We start from the raw sequence: 16,630 nt of genomic DNA, 5'->3' as shown, positions 1-16,630 counted from the left end.
GGGGAAGTTCAAAAAAATTTGCCAGTTTTCTCTGAAAATTTTTACTCAAAATGAAGAACCTTGCTATAATGCAATGGTAAGCGATTACAATAGGGAAAAGTCAGAAATATATCTATTGTAAAAAAATGAACAGACCCTTATAATGTCTACAATAGAAATACAATTGTTCACACCAGAAGGACATAGGAACGGAGGGGAAATGGGTGAAAGCAATTTCGATTGGATTACTGGGGTTGGGTACCGTTGGCTCAGGTGTTGTCCAAATTATTAAAAATCATCAAGATAAACTAATGCACCAGGTGGGCTGCCCAGTAACGATTAAAAAAATTCTGGTTCAAAATTTAAGTAAAACTAGACCTGTTGAAATAGAAGCAGGAATATTAACGAATAATGCTGATGACATCTTATTGGATGAAGAAATCGATGTTGTCATCGAGGTTATGGGCGGCATTGACGACACAAAAGACTATTTGATAACAGCCCTCCGTCAAGGCAAGCATGTTGTGACTGCTAATAAGGATTTAATGGCGCTCCATGGCTCCGAATTGTTAACGGTGGCATCGGAGTATGGCTGTGATTTGTTTTATGAGGCTAGCGTGGCTGGCGGGATCCCGATTCTCAGAAGTCTGGTGGATGGTCTTGCTTCTGATCGTGTTACGCAAATGATGGGGATTGTCAATGGAACGACCAACTATATTTTAACGAAAATGAGCAACGAAGGCCGCTCCTATAATGAGGTGCTGAAAGAGGCGCAGGCGCTCGGTTTTGCTGAGACTGACCCGACATCTGACGTCGAAGGATTGGACGCAGCCCGTAAAATGACCATCCTTGCTACATTGGGCTTTTCCATGCATATTGATTTAGAGGATGTAAAGGTGAAGGGCATTTCGGACGTAACGGAAGATGATATCCGCTATGGGAAACAGCTCGGCTATACGATGAAGCTGATTGGCTATGCCCACCGCGAAGGAGAAAAGGTTGAAGTCAGTGTCGCACCTACCTTCTTGTCTGACAATCATCCGCTTGCTTCCGTTCAAAATGAATACAACGCTGTTTATGTATACGGTGAAGCTGTAGGTGAAACGATGTTTTACGGGCCTGGAGCAGGCAGTCTGCCAACCGCAACCTCCATTGTTTCCGATCTTGTCGGTGTGGTGAAAAATTTACGGCTTGGTGTGAATGGGAAAAGTGCTGTGACCCCGCAATATCCAAAGCAATTAAAGGATGATAACGAAAAATATTCGAAGTATTTCCTGCGTATCCACGTCCGGGATGAAGTTGGCGTTTTTGCCGATATTACAACGATTTTTGCCAAGTATGGGGTCAGCTTTGAAAAAATTCTCCAGCTGCCAATAAAGAAACATGAAACATCAGAAATTGTCCTAGTAACCCACAAAGCTTCTTTAACAAGCTACGATGGAATTCTGCAGGAGTTAAATGACCTGCAAGCTGTAAAAGAAATAAAAAGTGCATATAGAGTAGTGAGGAAAACAATATGAGATGGCCAGGATTAATTGAAGCATATAAAGAATTTTTACCAGTAAATAATGAGACACCAAAGCTAACGCTAAATGAAGGAAATACCCCTCTAATTCACTTGCAGAATCTATCCAAGGAATGGGGAGTAGAGCTTTATGTAAAAGTAGAAGGAGCCAATCCAACCGGTTCCTTTAAGGACAGAGGAATGGTCATGGCTGTTGCCAAAGCCGTTGAGGAAGGCAGCAAAACTGTCATCTGCGCTTCCACCGGAAACACTTCCGCTGCTGCTGCAGCCTATGCAGCCCGGGCGGGGATCAACTGTATCGTAGTAATTCCGGAAGGAAAAATTGCCATGGGCAAACTTGCACAGGCGATGATGTATGGGGCAGAAATCATCTCCATTGAGGGGAATTTTGACCAAGCTCTTAAAATGGTGCGAGATATAAGCGAAGTAGAGCCAATAACATTGGTTAACTCAGTTAACCCGTTCCGTCTGGAAGGGCAAAAAACAGCTGCATTTGAGGTTTGTGACCAGCTTGGTTCAGCACCTGAAATTTTAGCGATCCCTGTTGGAAACGCTGGTAACATCAGCGCTTATTGGAAAGGCTTTAAAGAATATAACAGCAAAAAAGAAACTGGTCTGCCAAGAATGTTCGGTTTTGAAGCTGCGGGGGCCGCCGCTCTTGTACATAACCGTGTATTTGAAAACCCGGAAACAATCGCAACAGCGATTCGGATTGGCAACCCGGCTAGCTGGGATTTGGCGGTTAATGCAGTAAAAGAATCGAACGGCCAGTTTGATGAGGTTACCGATGATGAAATCGTCGCGGCTTATAAAAAATTAGCTTCCACTGAAGGTGTTTTTGCAGAGCCGGCATCCTGCGCTTCCATCGCTGGTGTTTATAAATCATTACAAAACGGGAAAATCGCCAAAGGTACCAAAATTGTCGCTGTTCTTACAGGAAATGGCTTGAAGGATCCGGACACAGCTATTCAGAGCAGCTTGGTGAAACCTGTTGTATTGCCAAATGATGAAAAGGCAGTGTCAGCGCATATTCGAGGGGTTGTCGGGCATGCCGCTGAATAATCAATGGATGATCAAGGTTCCGGCAAGTACAGCCAATCTTGGTCCAGGATTTGATTCTATGGGATTGGCGGTAGATCTTTATTTAACTTTAGAGGTGGAGAAAAGTGACCATTGGGAATTCTTTTCTCCTAACCCTGAATTAAAACAGCTTCCAACTGATGAAACCCATTTTATCGCACAAATTGCCCTTGAGGTAGCTAAGAAATATGGAAAAGAGCTAACTCCCTGCCGTGTAAAAATGGAAAGTGAGATTCCCTTGGCACGCGGTCTCGGTTCAAGCGCTTCTGCTATTATTGCCGGGATTGAACTTGCTGATATCGTGGGTGGCTTAAACCTGACAAAGGAAGAAAAGCTTCTATTGTCAACTGATATAGAGGGCCATCCGGACAATGTCGGGGCATCCCTTTATGGGGGGCTTGTCATTGGAAGTTATCGGCAAAACGAAGTGGAGATGCTAAGCTTTACTAATCTATCATTTGAGATGGCTGCGGTTATTCCGAAAGAAATCCTATTAACCAAGGATTCACGCGGGGTACTGCCAAACAGCTTTTCGATGAAAGAAGCGATTGAGGCTTCTTCGGCAGCGAACGTATTGGTGGCATCCCTGTTAAGTGAAAATTGGGAAATGGCCGGAAAAATGATGGAACGTGATCGGTTTCATCAGCCTTATCGGAGACCGCTGATTCCTTTTTATCAAGACGTTGAACAATTTGCCAAAGAGAATGGTGCATTTGGAACAGCATTAAGCGGCGCTGGCCCAACTGTTCTTTGCTTCGCAGAAAAAGGAAATGGCGGACAGCTGGTTACTGATATCCAAAAGGCCTTCCCGGAAATGACCGTTAAGCTCCTGCAAATTGATTCCTTCGGCAGCAGAGTCTGTGAAACCGCGAAACGGAAGTAATTTAAAACAAAAGCAAAAAGAGGCTGAATCATTCAGCCTCTTTTTGCCTTCTCAAATATTCCTCAAAATCACTATTATTTAATGGTCTACTAAATAAATAGCCCTGCATTAAACAACAATCTCTAGATAGTAAAAATTCCTTCTGATAATCCTTTTCGACTCCTTCTGCAATCACTTTAAGCTTTAGGCTTCGCCCCAGATTAATAATTGCTTCAGGTATCTCGGAGTTCTCATAATCCGCTTCGATATTCTGAATAAATGATTTATCGATTTTTAAGCAATCAATCGGTAAATCTTTTAAATAGCTTAAGGACGAATAACCTGTCCCAAAATCATCAATAGAAATGGAGATTCCCATATCTTTAAGTGTTCGAAGTGATTGTACGATTTCTCGTGAATTATTTAAGAGAATGCTCTCTGTAATCTCAATTTCAAAACAGTTAGGACGTAATTCACTTTTGGCAAGAATTTCTTCGACCATCTTTACCATTTTGCGCGGTTCCTGGAACTGCCGGGCAGAGAAATTTACACCTACTGTTAACGGAACAGGACGGTTCCTGTTCCATACGCTTACCTGACGGCAGGCTGTTTTCATCACAAATTCCCAGATTGGCTGAATTAATTCTGTTTCTTCGGCAATCGGGATAAAGACTTCCGGCGATACAAAGCCCAGTTCAGCATCCGTCCATCTTAGTAATGCTTCAACCCCAACGATCGTACCGTCCTTTACATTCATTTTTGGCTGATAATAGACTTCTAACAATTCTTTTTCAATAGCCTTTCTTAGGCGTGCTTCAAGTTGTGGTCTTTTAATATTCGCCTTTCTTAACTGTTCTGAAAAAACAACCACTTTGTTTCCACCCATTTTCTTCGCCGTATACATGGCCGTATCTGCAAAGATGATGAGGCTTTCGATATTTTTCGTGTGTTCTGGGTAGATGCTGACACCGCAGCTGGCTCCCATATAAATTTCTGTTTCATCGAGAAAATAAGGGGCTTTTAGGTTGGATATAATGCTCTCTGCAGCACTCTTTGTATCTTGTAAACTATGATTGATCAATAAAATAATAAATTCATCGCCGCCCTGTCTGATGATGAAATGATTTTCATTATTGGGCAGGCTATCTTTTATGCGCCTGGCAGTCATTTTGAGGATTTCGTCCCCTTTGGAATGCCCAAAGGAATCATTAACTTCCTTAAAACGGTCCATATCCATGAAAATAACCGATAAGGTTTCTCCATTTTGATTTGCCCTTTTTACAATCGAAGGCAGTTGTTCTTGAAAATATCTTCTGTTAAGCAGTCCTGTCAACGGGTCATGGTTTGCTTGGTATTCGATAAATTCCCTGCTCTGCTGAAGGTCCGTTACATAGTTGTGAAGGTCAATTGACAATGCATTGACGTTTTCCGCCAGCATGCCTAATTCATCTTTGCGTTTCAAATGAAGGTTTTTGCCAAAATTACCTTTGGCGATTTCATTGACCCGATCCACAATGTAACCAATTGGCCTAGTAATAGAGTTTGAAAAAATAAAACTAATAATTAACACGATAATCATAATGAAGATGGAAAGCAGGATATGAACCTTCAGTTCATGCGCCAGTTCATTTTCAATAAGGCCATAATCATAGACAAGGCCTGTCACAAATGCCGTTCCATTGGCTGAACCGGGCACAAAGGTTTTCATTACGCTTTTTCCATTTAATTGAGCTTTATAGGATTGTGTTTTCCCCGTTTTCATCGCTTTCTTGATTAAAGTAGTATCTTTCTTATAGTTTTTGTAATTTTTATAGTCACCATACCACCAAGGTTGGGCAGAAATACGCATATAACTGTTTCCGTTTAAAAAGACGAATTCTTTCTTTTTTCCGAAATTCTTCGGATTAAATACCGTTATCTCTAAAACGCCTTTTTGCATTGTATAATCTTTAATAAATTTTTTGGGACCAAAAAGGTCCTCGTATTCTATTGCTTCGCTGTCCCGGAAATAAGGGTTGATGATATAATTCGTTGACCCATCATAATAATAGCCCCATTTGTCAATGTGATCCGGATTCGAGGAGGCAACTTCGATCGGCCCCGACCAATAATTTGGCAGCGTTAGCCCTTTACCGACCGTAACAGGCTTTAAAGCAATAAGCTGCTGATAGGCATCATACCAATAGCCCCATCCCTTGGTGGACATGTTTATTTCTTGCGGATCGGATGATTTCACGCCAATAATGTCATCCTCTGTTTTTGCCAATAAGGTAATATGTGAGACTCCGACATCCTTGGCTATTTTTTGTAACTGCTCGTTTGAAACATCCTCCCAGCGGGGCGGCAGCTGCTCCTTGATGGCAAGGGAGGCAATCCGTAAATCCCTGCCAAGAATATTCTCAACATATAAGGAACCCTTAGTTGTATTTCTAACATGATAGGAAATTTCCTTTGTAATCATGGAAATCTCTCTATTGTTATTACTAATAAGCTGATTTTTTGACCGAATATAATGAAAGGCATTATTCGTAACTAAAATAATAAAAACAAGCAGACAAAATAATAGCGGAAGTTTTTTCTTTATAGACAAGCTTTAACACTCCAATGAGTAGCATACACTCCCATTGAGTAAGGGTGTGTATGCCGTTGTAGATTAGGGGACAGATTAACCCTTTATTCCATGGAGCCATTCTTCATAGCATTCATCACATAGCGTTTCATGCCTTTCTTGAGTGGCTGAGACAAAAGAAACTTGATGAAGATGTTTTTCTTCAAATTCATTTGTGCAATAAAAGCATGTATCAGGCATTACTAATCCTCCTCTATAAATATAGATAATATAGTATCTTCCCGCAATGTAAGATTTATGAAATAAAAAATTATTTTAGTTAACTCGTCCAGAAATATTCCAGTATGATAAAATAGTGTAAAAATTAGGAAAACTTTTAGAAGGGAGGCCTTCAAGTGTGAAGCTTCCGATTATTCAAACAAAGCTGCGGGTTCCTGTAGTGAAAGATGAGTTTCTAAGAAGAGCAAATCTTACGAGGAAGCTGAAAAAAATACCAGAACATCCCCTAACTATTATTCATTCCGGGGCAGGCTTTGGAAAAAGCACCGCACTTGCTTTGTTTATGAAGGACGAAAATATAAATGGCTGTTGGTATTCTATCTCTTCTATGGATGATGATATCCTTCCGTTTCTGTCTCATATTATCCATTCCATTCGAAAAGCTGCCCCTGAGTTTGGCAGAGAGTTGTTAACCTTTGTGGAAACCACAGATCGTTATATCCGCAATGAAGAAATAGGTTTCCTCTGTTCTTTGTTTATTAATGAAATCCTTGAAACCAGTACTGAAATCATTTTGATTTTGGATGATTTTCACCAAATTGAACAGTCCTATACTATTAATAGTTTCATGGAAAATCTTCTCGAGCATATCCCTGCCAATTTGCATATGGTAATCTCCAGCCGAAGCTGTCCTGTTTGGAAGCCACTTACAAAAATGAAAGTGTGCGGACAGTTGCTGGAAATTACCAAAGAGGACTTGATTCTGACCATTGAGGAAATGGAAATGCTCTTGTTGGACTTATACGGGCTGGAGGTGGAGCATCATCATTTATTAGCCATCTATCAAGTAACAGAAGGATGGATTATTGCCACTTGTATGATTGCCCAGCAAATTCCCTTGAAACAAGACATTTCCACTTTAATTGAGCAATCTTCCCTGTCCCTTCATGACTTTTTTCAGTATCTAGTTTTAGAAGTGTTTTCAAAGCAGCCGCCCATCATTCAGCAATTTCTTGAACAAACATCTATTTTTGAGGAAATTGAAGAGGAATTATGTGACCTGGTCATCGGCATTCAAGCGGCCTCAAGCATGTTGGAACAGTTAAAGGAGCGAAACCTTTTCATCCAAAAAGTCGACTCAAGGCATTATCGTTACCACGCGTTATTTAAAGATTTCTTAGAAAATTATTTTGAAAAGAATCATCCGGAAAACTTTACCTTCCTTCATGAACGATGTGCCCGTTTTTATGAAAAAAAGGGGCTTTGGGAAAAGGCACTTTATCATTACAAAAAAATAAAACAGTATAAAGCGATTGCCACCATATTGCAGGAAAATGGCTTTCACATGCTGGAAAGCGGTAAATTGGAAAGCTTAGCGGATTTATTAGGGAAGATCCCTGAGGATGAGTTCGATTCCTACTATCTTCTTTGGCTATTAAAAGCGGAAGTATACCGATACCGTTCCCAATATCTTGAAGCAGAAGAATATTATCATGTGGCTTACGAAGGTGCCCATAGGAGAAGTGATTTCCTGGGGATGAGCCGGGCTTTAGAGGGAAAAGCGAAGATTTACTTGGACACAATTCAACCTCAGCGTGCAGAACAGCTTTTATATGAAGCGATTGCCCACCGCGAAAAAAGCCATAGCCCCGTGGAAGAAAGCGGCAGACTTTATGAATTATTATCCGAGAATCTGCTTAACTCCGGGAAAGCAAGAAAAGCTGCGGTTTGGCTAAAAAAAGCCAAGGAATCTACTATTTCCAAGCTTGACGGAAGTCTTGAGGCAAGATTGTATCTACGAACAGGACGGTTTGAGGAAGCAAAGAAATTTCTATATACGAAAAAGGCTGAAGTGAAGAATGTTCAATTTTCTTCCTTGCCGCGGGCACACCGTGAAATTGACTTATTACTTTCCATTATCGAGGCTTTTACAGGAGAAGGGAATAAAGCAAAAGAGCTTGCCCAGGCAGGCATTCAGCAAGGAATCAGCTTGAAGGCTCCATTTGTGGAGGCGTGCGGATGGATTAGGATGGGGCACGCTGTTCAAATTTTGAATAAATATGATTCTTCGTTAGCGGAAAACTGCTATCAGACGGCACTTGATTTGATGGATAAATTGCATGTTGATCGTGGTAAGGCAGAGCCATTAATGGGACTTTGCATTTTATATGGTGCAAGAGGGGAATTCGAACGGGCAATGGTGGCCGGTAAACGTGCTTTGCAGGAGACGGAAAGAGTGAATGACCTTTGGCTTTCGGCCATGATTACGCTTGGCATGGGGATCACTTGCATTCATAATGAACGATTCTCAGAGGCCCTGGATTACTTGGAACAAACGAATAACATGTTTATACAATGTGAGGACACTTATGGTCAAATGCTCAGCAATTTCTGGCTGGCCTATTGTTTTCACCTCAAGAAAAATCGCGGGCATTTCAGGCAGACGTTTGCTGAGTTTTTGAATATTGTCCAAACACACGAATATGAATTTATTTTTCATAAAAGATCTGTCTTTGGTCCAAGAGATTTGCAGATGTTCATTCCTATGTTAATAGACTATTTAAAAGATGACGGACAATCAGGATATACGGCCAAAATCCTCCAGGATATGGGGATTGCCGCTTTGGAATCCCATCCAGGTTATTCCATCAGGGTCCAAACCCTTGGCCAATTCAGGATTTGGCTGGCGGATAAGGAAGTCGGTGAAAAGGAATGGCAGAGAGAAAAGGCAAAGGAGCTATTTCAATTATTGATGACTACTGGTGAATTAATTTCAAAAGAAGAGATTATTGCTATTCTTTGGCCAAATCACGATCGAAAAATGGCTGACCGAGACTTCAAAGTGGCCTTACACAGCCTGCAGAATGTCCTTGAACCCTCGAGGAAGGCAAGGTCTGCCCCTTTTTTTGTGATACGGGAAGGAAGTTTTTATGGATTAAATCCACTGGCGGTGATCGAATTGGATACTGTCCTTTTTCAGGACTTGATTCAAAAAGGGCTTCAGGAAACAGAACATGAGAAAGGGCAGCTTTTTTTAGAAAAGGGTTTAAAGCTCTATCAAGGGGAGTATTTGCCTGACCGCCGCTATGATGATTGGTGTATCAGCAAAAGGGAGAGAATGCTCGTTTGTTTCCTAAGAGGTGCGGAAAAAATGGCTCAAGGCTATGTTCGTAAGGAAAATTATGACGGGGCCATTTTTTGGTGTGAAAAAATATTGGAGCGGGACCGTACCTGGGAAGAGGCATACCGTCTCCTCATGTACTGCTACTATCGGAAAAATAACCGTCCGCAGGCCTTAAAATGGTATCAAAAATGCACCGAGGTCCTCGAAAAGGAACTTGGTGTTTCACCGCTTGAGCCAACAAAGCATATGCATGACATGATTTTGAAATCTGACAGTTATATCCAGCCGATCTGACAGCCTGAAAAAAGGGCTGTTTTTTTTTGTAACTTCTTTGTAACTCCTATTTCCTATGATGAAGTCAAAGCATTTCCATGATTGTGGTGAAAAATTTTAAGGGGGAAGAAATGTGAAGGGAAGCAGAAAAAGATGGGCATTTTTAGGATTACTTATGTTTGTGATGCTGTTTGCCAGTGCATGCAGCTCGGACAAATCATCATCAGAGCCGAAGGACAACGGCGGAAAGAAGGAAGAAAATAAAGCACCAATTAAAATTGGTGTGCTTGCTTCCAAAACGGGAGCCTTGGAGTCATACGGCAAGCAAACATTAAGAGGCTTTGAGCTGGGACTTCAATATGCTACAGACGGAAAGATGGAAGTAGATGGCAGAAAAATTGAATTCTATGTGGAAGATACCGAAACGAAGCCGGAAGTAGCTGTACAAAAAGCAACGAAACTATTAGAAGAAGATAAGGTAGATTTCTTGGTTGGATCGTCTAGTTCGGCTGATACATTAGCAGTCCTGCCGCTGGCTGAGGAATATCAAAGAATCATGGTGGTGGAACCTGCAGCCGCCGATACCATTACAGGTTCTGAGTTTAATCCTTATATTTTCCGTACCGCAAGGAATTCTTCACAGGATGCAGTTGCAGGTGCAGCAGCCATCGCGAAAAAGGGTGTCAAAATTGCGACCCTAGCTCCTGATTATTCATTTGGACGTGACGGGGTAGCAGCATTTAAAGAAGCGGCTAAGAAATTAGGCGCTGACATTGTAAAGGAAGAATATGCAGATCCGGCAGCAACGGATTTTACCTCTAATATTCAAAAAATCATTGATGCCAAGCCTGATTACCTATTCGTAGTCTGGGCAGGTGCTAACTCTCCATGGAAACAGATTGCCGATATGAAGGTTCAGGAAAAAGGCATTAAAATCTCTACCGGAGCACCAGATATTGCGGCCTTATCGACGATGGCACCGCTTGTAGGAATGGAAGGCTTCACTGTCTATTATCATGATCTTCCTAAAAATAAAATCAATGATTGGCTTGTCGCTGAGCATAAAAAGAAATTTAACAATGAGGCTCCCGACCTATTTACGCCAGGAGGTATGAGTGCAGCAATCTCCATCGTGGAAGCCGTTAAGAAAACAAAAGGCGATACTGATGCCGATACATTGATTAAAGCGATGGAAGGAATGAGCTTTGAAACTCCGAAAGGAAAAATGACTTTCCGTCCTGAGGACCACCAGGCACTGCAGACACTTTATGCGATTAAGCTTGAGAAAAAGGATGGCGTAAATTATCCGGTTCCGGTATTGATGCGCGAGCTGACTCCTGAGGAAACCTCTCCACCAATTCGTAATAAATGAAAACTCGCCGATTGGCGAGTCCGATAGGACGGTTCATAAGGCGTTGCTAATTGAAAATGAAGATGTGAATGGGGGGCTTATGTGTGTCTTAATTTGGGTCCCCCTCTTCCTATTTTGTAATCTAAGGTGGTGATATGTTTGACAGCATTGATCGAAACAAATGATTTAACGATAACCTTTGGCGGTCATACAGCGGTTGATTCAGTTACATTATCTGTTCCTGAAAAACACTTTAAATCAATTATCGGGCCGAATGGCGCCGGAAAAACGACCTTTTTTAATCTATTAAGCGGGCAGCTTACGCCGACAAAAGGGAAAATTTATTACCGCGGGAAAGACATCACTGCCTTTTCACCGACCAAGCGAACCAGGGCAGGAATTGGCCGTTCCTTTCAAATTACAAATGTATTTCCAAATTTAACTGTTTTGGAAAATGTCCGGCTCGCTGTTCAATCACGGGCGGGAGTCCGCTATCAACTGCTCTTTCATTATAAAAAATATCGCCAATTTGAGGAGAAGGCGATGGAATGGCTGAGGCTTATGCTTCTCGATGACAAACGGGACTCACTTGCCGCTAACCTTGCCCATGGTGAAAAGCGGAAGCTGGAAATTGCTATGTTGCTGGCATTGGAAACGGAGGTTTTATTGCTGGATGAACCGACGGCAGGAATGTCTTTGGAGGAGGTTCCAGCGATTTTGGAAGTCATCAAGCGGATCAAGAAGCAAGGGGATCGGACCATCATTCTTATTGAACACAAAATGGATATGATATTAGATTTGTCCGATTCTGTCATGGTTTTGTTTAATGGCAGGCTTCTTGCTGACGGGACGCCGGAGGATATCATGAAAAATGAGACGGTTCAGTCGGCCTATTTAGGAGGGCTTTACGAATGAGCGAACTACTGCAGCTAAAAGACATAGAAACATATATAGGCCAATATCATATTCTTCAAGGTGTTTCGTTGGAAGTGAAAAAGGGAGAAGTGACCGTTCTGCTTGGCCGAAATGGAGCAGGTAAGACGACCACTTTACGGACTATCATGGGGTTTACACCTGCTTCCAAAGGAAGTGTGATTTTTAAAGGGGAGTCCATTCATACTCTTGCTCCCTACACCATTGCCAAAAAAGGGATTGGCTTTGTCCCAGAAGACCAGGGGATTTTTTCAGGCTTAACCGTTGAGGAAAATATGAAGGTTGCAATGCAAAAGGAAAATACAGAAACCTTGAAGAGAATGGATTGGATCCTGGAACTGTTTCCCGACTTGAAAAAGTTTTGGAAAAAGCCGGGCGGGCTGTTAAGCGGCGGGCAGAAACAAATGCTGGCCATTGCCAGAGCCTATATTAATGAAAATGAATTGCTATTAATCGATGAGCCGAGCAAGGGATTGGCGCCAATCGTTGTGGAAAAGGTAATGGAATCCATTACTCAAATGAAGGAGCAGACAACCATTGTTTTGGTGGAGCAAAATTTCATGATGGCAAGTACAATCGGTGATTGTTATTACATTATCGATGACGGCCAGACAGTAAGCCATGGAACAATGCAAGAATTGAAAGAAAACGAGGAAAAGAAACGGAAATTTTTAGGGATTGCCTAGGAAAGGGGAAGACCTTTGTGGATTTATTCTTCAATTTGGCCTTAAACGGGCTGGCGACAGGGATGCTTATTTTCCTGCTGGCAGCCGGATTAACGCTAATATTTGGATTAATGGATGTATTGAACTTTGCCCATGGCGGATTATTTGCCTGGGGAGCTTACAGCGGTTTATGGATTTATGGAAAAACGGGGAGCTTTCTGATTGGGATTGCCGTCGCCGTTCTGACCGGATTCCTTTTGGGCATCATTACGGAAAAATGGATTATCAAACCGGTTTACGGAAACCATGTCCAGCAAATTTTAATTACACTTGGTCTTATGCTTGTGCTTTCGGAAATGCTGAAGGTGATTTGGGGACCTAATCAAATTACCGCCACGCCGCCGGATTATTTAAAGGGAAGTTGGGAACTGGGCGGCGTGATTATCATTAAATATCGGGTATTTATTATTTTGGCTGGCCTGCTTATTTATACGTGCGTGCAATTTTTGCTCAAAAAAACGAAAATCGGCCTTGTTGTCCGAGCTGGTGTAATGAATAAGGAAATGGTTCAGGCGTTAGGTATCAATATTCAAAAGGTATTTATGTTTGTATTTATGATTGGTGCAGGTATGGCCGCTCTTGGCGGCGTTCTTTTAGGGCCATATTCCGGTGTCATCCATGCCGGGATGGGAATGGAGTTTGCCATTTTAGCCTTTATCGTGGTAGTCATCGGGGGAATGGGGAATTTCAATGGCTCCATTTTGGCAGCAATCCTCGTGGGGCTGTCCGGTTCGTTTATGGCGTATTATGTTCCGGACTTGTCGCTTGCTGTTAATATGCTGTTGATGGCAGTTGTATTGATTATTCGGCCGCAAGGGCTATTTGGGGCAAAGGGGTGAGAATATGACGTGGTTACGAACCAATAAGGGGACAACATTATTTTGGATAGTTGCAGCATTTCTCTTCCTCTTGCCATTTGTCTATGAATCTCGTAATCTGATGATTTTGTTAACGCAAATATTTATTTTTTCGGTATTTGCGATGAGCTATGACCTGCTGCTCGGCTTTACAGGTATTGTTTCCTTCGGTCATGCCATGTTTTTTGGAATCGGAGCTTATTCTATCGGGATTTTTATGAAGCGATTTGAGCCGACAATGCTGAATTTCCTGCTGGCACTCTTGGCAACGCTTGCTTTAACTGCGTTGATAAGCTTTATTGTTGGACTTATGACGCTTCGGTTAAAAAGCCACTTTTATGCGATGTTAACCCTGTCGTTGGCAGGCTTGTTTTTAGTTGCTGCGGAAAAATGGCGCAGCTTGACCCATGGGAATGATGGCTTCACGTTCCGCGTTCCAGAGCAATTTATTGACCGGACAGATTACTATCTGCTTTGCCTGTTGATTATGGCGGCAGTGTTTATAATTTTAAAGCGGTTTACCAATTCACCATTGGGACGGGTGCTTCAGGCGATCCGCGAGAATGAGCAGCGCACCGAATCACTTGGATATCATGTCCTCCACTATAAAATTGCCGCAAGCATCGTTTCCGGAGTATTAGCTGGTGTTGCGGGTATTCTTTATGCGATGTCACTACGGTTTGTCAATACAAGTGTTTTTTCGATGGACATCACATTGGATGCGTTGTTAATGACGATTATCGGCGGTGTCGGCACACTATACGGGGCGATGATCGGTGCAGGATTAATTGAATTTGCCCATGACTGGCTGACAGAGCTAGCGAAAGAGCATTGGATTTTTGAACGTTGGATGATCTTTTTTGGCATTATTTATATTTTAGTGGTCATGTTTTTTCCAAAAGGAATTGTCGGTACGTTAAGGACTATAACCTGGAAACGGAAAAAGCAGCAGGAAGTCAGAAAAAAAGAAAAGCTGGCGGGCTAGAAGGAGGCCGCGATGGATACGAATCTAGTTACCTCCTTTGTCGTTCGTTTTCACTTGGCTGCAGTCGAAAAGGAGACCGGGTCTCGGCACTGGAGGATTAAAGTGACCCATGTGCAGGAAGACAGGGAAACTTTATTCGAAACGATTGAAGAGGCGATGTTGTTTATGAAGGAAATTGCAGAAGATTCATAGAGTAGGTGATCGTTTTGCAAATAGGCATAGTAAGTACAGGGATATACTTGCCGGAAAAAATAATGACTGGTCAGGAAATAGCCGAAAAGGCAGGCATACCGGTGACCGTTATCGAAGAAAAAATGGGGATTAAGAAAAAGCATATTCCAGGTTCCGAGGACCATACCTGTGAAATGGGCATCCTTGCTGCAAGAAAGGCGCTTGAGAAAGCCTCGTTTAATCCTCTGGATATTGACCTTGTCATTTATATCGGTGAGGAGCATAAGGAATATCCAATCTGGACGGCAGGAATCAAGCTGCAGGAAGCAATCGGCGCTTTTAATGCATGGGCGTTTGATACGGCTTTAAGATGCGGCACAACCGTGATGGCGTTGAAGGTAGCGAAAAGCATGATGCTCTCTGACCCAGGTATACGCACAGTTCTTCTCGCCGGGGGATACCGAAATGTTGATTTCATAGATTACGAGAACCCCAGAACAAGATTTATGTATAATCTCGGTGCTGGCGGCGGTGCCATTCTTCTTCAAAAAGATTATTCGAAAAATCTGTTGCTGGAGACGGAAATCCTGACGGATGGTTCTTTTTCCGAGGATGTCGTCGTCGTTGCGGGCGGCACCAAACATCCGATTACTGCCGAGGCGATACGCAAACGCTTAAACATGCTCGACGTTCTTGATCCTGAAGGGATGAAGCAGCGCCTTGAGGAAAAATCAATGAGCAATTTTTTAAAAGTCATTCGTGAATCGGTTCGAAAAAGCGGGTATACAGTGGAGGATATTGTATATTTAGCTATTCTTCACATGAAAAAATCCGCTCATGAATATGTATTAAGAGAACTGGGCTTGTCCAACAAGCAGGCAATTTATTTGGAGGATTACGGTCATATTGGGCAGATAGATCAAATCTTGTCGTTGGAGCTGGCTTTGCAGGAAGAGAAAGTAAAGGACGGCGATCTTGTCGTTTTTGTCAGTGCCGGGATTGGCTATGCGTGGGGAGCGACAACCATTAAATGGGGAAAGGGATGATAGGATGGTAAACATATCTTTAAAGAGTGTCGAGCTTACAAATGGAGAAACGCTTTTCTACCGGGAAAGGGAAGGCGGAGAAATAAAGGTATTATTAGTTCATGGTAATATGACTTCATCCAAGCACTGGGATCTCGTTCTTGAAAACATGGATGAGAAATATAAATTGTATGCCGTTGATTTGCGGGGATTCGGACTGTCTACCTATAACAACCTAATTATGTCGATTAAGGATTTTGCAGATGATGTCAAACTGTTTGTAGACGCGATTGGTTTGAACGACTTTGCTCTTGTCGGCTGGTCAACCGGAGGTGCAGTGGGGATGCAGTTCGCCGCTGATTATCCAGGTTATTGCAATAAATTGATTTTATTAGCATCTGAATCTACCAGGGGTTATCCGTTTGACGGAAAATTGAACGATGCTGATGAGCCGCGCCGATTTACCTTGCATGACGAGATAAAGCGAGACCTAGTTCGCACCATACCTGTGCAAGCCGCTTACGATACCAATGATGTCGCTTTACTGAAATTAATTTGGAACGCTGTCATTTACACCCACAACCAGCCAGCACCTGATCTTTATGATGAGTATGTTCAGGACATGCGGACGCAGCGCAATCTGGCTGAAGTACATCACTGCAATAATACCTTTAATATCAGCCATGTTCATAATGGACTTGTTCCTGGAAATGGTAAGGTCGATGACATTTATGTTCCTGTTCTGGTGTTATATGGTGAAAGGGATATGGTTATTGCCAGAGAAATGACGAACGAGCTATTGGCCGATTTGGGAGATAAGGCGACTTATGTTGAATTGAAAAACTGCGGCCACTCCCCATTAGTGGATGACCTGCCGCAATTGTTGGAGGAAATGACAAAGTTTTTGGAGAGGGAAGTGCAGGTATAAGAAGTTATTGGAGGCGCCTTCAGA

Annotated in this window: 14 protein-coding genes; 12 read left to right on the top strand and 2 right to left on the bottom strand. The window is 42.4% G+C overall.

Annotation, left to right across the window (positions count from 1 at the left end):
- The first annotated feature begins 203 nt into the window (after positions 1-203).
- The 3 genes from ACZ5AE_RS23755 to thrB are packed head-to-tail and all read left to right on the top strand — an operon-like array spanning position 204 to position 3,467.
- Complete coding sequence (locus ACZ5AE_RS23755) at positions 204-1,499, top strand: homoserine dehydrogenase (RefSeq protein ID WP_464566964.1); 1,296 nt, start codon at positions 204-206, stop codon at positions 1,497-1,499.
- Positions 1,496-2,566, top strand: coding sequence for a threonine synthase (thrC, locus tag ACZ5AE_RS23750; RefSeq protein ID WP_464566963.1), 1,071 nt, complete (start codon positions 1,496-1,498; stop codon positions 2,564-2,566). Before ACZ5AE_RS23755 ends, thrC begins: the two co-directional genes overlap by 4 nt.
- A complete protein-coding gene (gene thrB / locus ACZ5AE_RS23745; RefSeq protein WP_464566962.1) occupies positions 2,553-3,467 on the top strand; it encodes a homoserine kinase in 915 nt (304 codons plus the stop codon). The genes thrC and thrB overlap by 14 nt, the downstream gene beginning before the upstream one ends.
- Before the next feature lie 28 nt (positions 3,468-3,495).
- Here the strand turns inward: thrB and ACZ5AE_RS23740 are convergent, their stop codons facing one another.
- Both ACZ5AE_RS23740 and ACZ5AE_RS23735 read right to left on the bottom strand, forming a co-directional pair.
- Positions 3,496-6,036 carry a bifunctional diguanylate cyclase/phosphodiesterase gene (locus tag ACZ5AE_RS23740; protein WP_464566961.1) on the bottom strand — a complete coding sequence of 847 codons (2,541 nt, stop codon included), beginning with the start codon at positions 6,034-6,036 and terminating at the stop codon, positions 3,496-3,498.
- Between the two features lie 75 nt (positions 6,037-6,111).
- On the bottom strand, positions 6,112-6,255 hold the full coding sequence (locus tag ACZ5AE_RS23735) for a hypothetical protein (protein ID WP_464566960.1): 144 nt from the start codon (positions 6,253-6,255) through the stop codon (positions 6,112-6,114).
- 157 nt (positions 6,256-6,412) lie between these two features.
- On the opposite strand from ACZ5AE_RS23735, the gene ACZ5AE_RS23730 reads away from it, so the two are divergent.
- The 9 genes from ACZ5AE_RS23730 (at position 6,413) to phaZ (ending at position 16,606) form a co-directional block, all read left to right on the top strand.
- Positions 6,413-9,652 carry a BTAD domain-containing putative transcriptional regulator gene (locus tag ACZ5AE_RS23730; protein WP_464566959.1) on the top strand — a complete coding sequence of 1,080 codons (3,240 nt, stop codon included), beginning with the start codon at positions 6,413-6,415 and terminating at the stop codon, positions 9,650-9,652.
- Between the two features lie 154 nt (positions 9,653-9,806).
- Entirely contained in the window at positions 9,807-11,003 is a 1,197-nt protein-coding gene (locus ACZ5AE_RS23725) for a substrate-binding domain-containing protein (RefSeq protein WP_464573722.1), read from the top strand.
- A gap of 138 nt (positions 11,004-11,141) precedes the next feature.
- A complete protein-coding gene (locus ACZ5AE_RS23720; RefSeq protein WP_464566958.1) occupies positions 11,142-11,897 on the top strand; it encodes an ABC transporter ATP-binding protein in 756 nt (251 codons plus the stop codon).
- Complete coding sequence (locus ACZ5AE_RS23715) at positions 11,894-12,601, top strand: ABC transporter ATP-binding protein (protein WP_464566957.1); 708 nt, start codon at positions 11,894-11,896, stop codon at positions 12,599-12,601. The genes ACZ5AE_RS23720 and ACZ5AE_RS23715 overlap by 4 nt, the downstream gene beginning before the upstream one ends.
- Before the next feature lie 17 nt (positions 12,602-12,618).
- Positions 12,619-13,479, top strand: a complete 861-nt coding sequence (locus tag ACZ5AE_RS23710; protein WP_464566956.1) for a branched-chain amino acid ABC transporter permease — start codon at positions 12,619-12,621, stop codon at positions 13,477-13,479.
- 4 nt (positions 13,480-13,483) lie between these two features.
- Positions 13,484-14,482, top strand: coding sequence for a branched-chain amino acid ABC transporter permease (locus ACZ5AE_RS23705; protein ID WP_464566955.1), 999 nt, complete (start codon positions 13,484-13,486; stop codon positions 14,480-14,482).
- A 12-nt stretch (positions 14,483-14,494) separates the two neighbouring features.
- Positions 14,495-14,674, top strand: coding sequence for a hypothetical protein (locus ACZ5AE_RS23700; RefSeq protein WP_464566954.1), 180 nt, complete (start codon positions 14,495-14,497; stop codon positions 14,672-14,674).
- 14 nt (positions 14,675-14,688) lie between these two features.
- Complete coding sequence (locus ACZ5AE_RS23695) at positions 14,689-15,699, top strand: 3-oxoacyl-ACP synthase (protein ID WP_464566953.1); 1,011 nt, start codon at positions 14,689-14,691, stop codon at positions 15,697-15,699.
- Positions 15,700-15,703: 4 nt separating this feature from the next.
- Positions 15,704-16,606: an intracellular short-chain-length polyhydroxyalkanoate depolymerase gene (gene phaZ / locus ACZ5AE_RS23690; protein ID WP_464566952.1), complete on the top strand. Its 903-nt coding sequence runs from the start codon at positions 15,704-15,706 to the stop codon at positions 16,604-16,606.
- Positions 16,607-16,630: the final 24 nt, after the last annotated feature.

It is taken from the genome of Neobacillus sp. S1227, assembly GCF_055385255.1.
The sequence above is the reverse complement of the archived record's forward strand: the minus strand, read 5'-3'. Positions and strand labels throughout refer to the sequence as shown.

Bases quoted from the DNA above. Each gene is read 5' to 3' on its own strand.
- phaZ (WP_464566952.1), top strand. From the start codon at position 15,704: ATGGTAAACATATCTTTAAAGAGTGTCGAGCTTACAAATGGAGAAACG.
- ACZ5AE_RS23700 (WP_464566954.1), top strand. From the start codon at position 14,495: ATGGATACGAATCTAGTTACCTCCTTTGTCGTTCGTTTTCACTTGGCT.
- thrB (WP_464566962.1), top strand. From the start codon at position 2,553: ATGCCGCTGAATAATCAATGGATGATCAAGGTTCCGGCAAGTACAGCC.
- ACZ5AE_RS23715 (WP_464566957.1), top strand. From the start codon at position 11,894: ATGAGCGAACTACTGCAGCTAAAAGACATAGAAACATATATAGGCCAA.
- ACZ5AE_RS23705 (WP_464566955.1), top strand. From the start codon at position 13,484: ATGACGTGGTTACGAACCAATAAGGGGACAACATTATTTTGGATAGTT.
- ACZ5AE_RS23735 (WP_464566960.1), bottom strand. From the start codon at position 6,255: ATGCCTGATACATGCTTTTATTGCACAAATGAATTTGAAGAAAAACAT.
- thrC (WP_464566963.1), top strand. From the start codon at position 1,496: ATGAGATGGCCAGGATTAATTGAAGCATATAAAGAATTTTTACCAGTA.
- ACZ5AE_RS23725 (WP_464573722.1), top strand. From the start codon at position 9,807: ATGTTTGTGATGCTGTTTGCCAGTGCATGCAGCTCGGACAAATCATCA.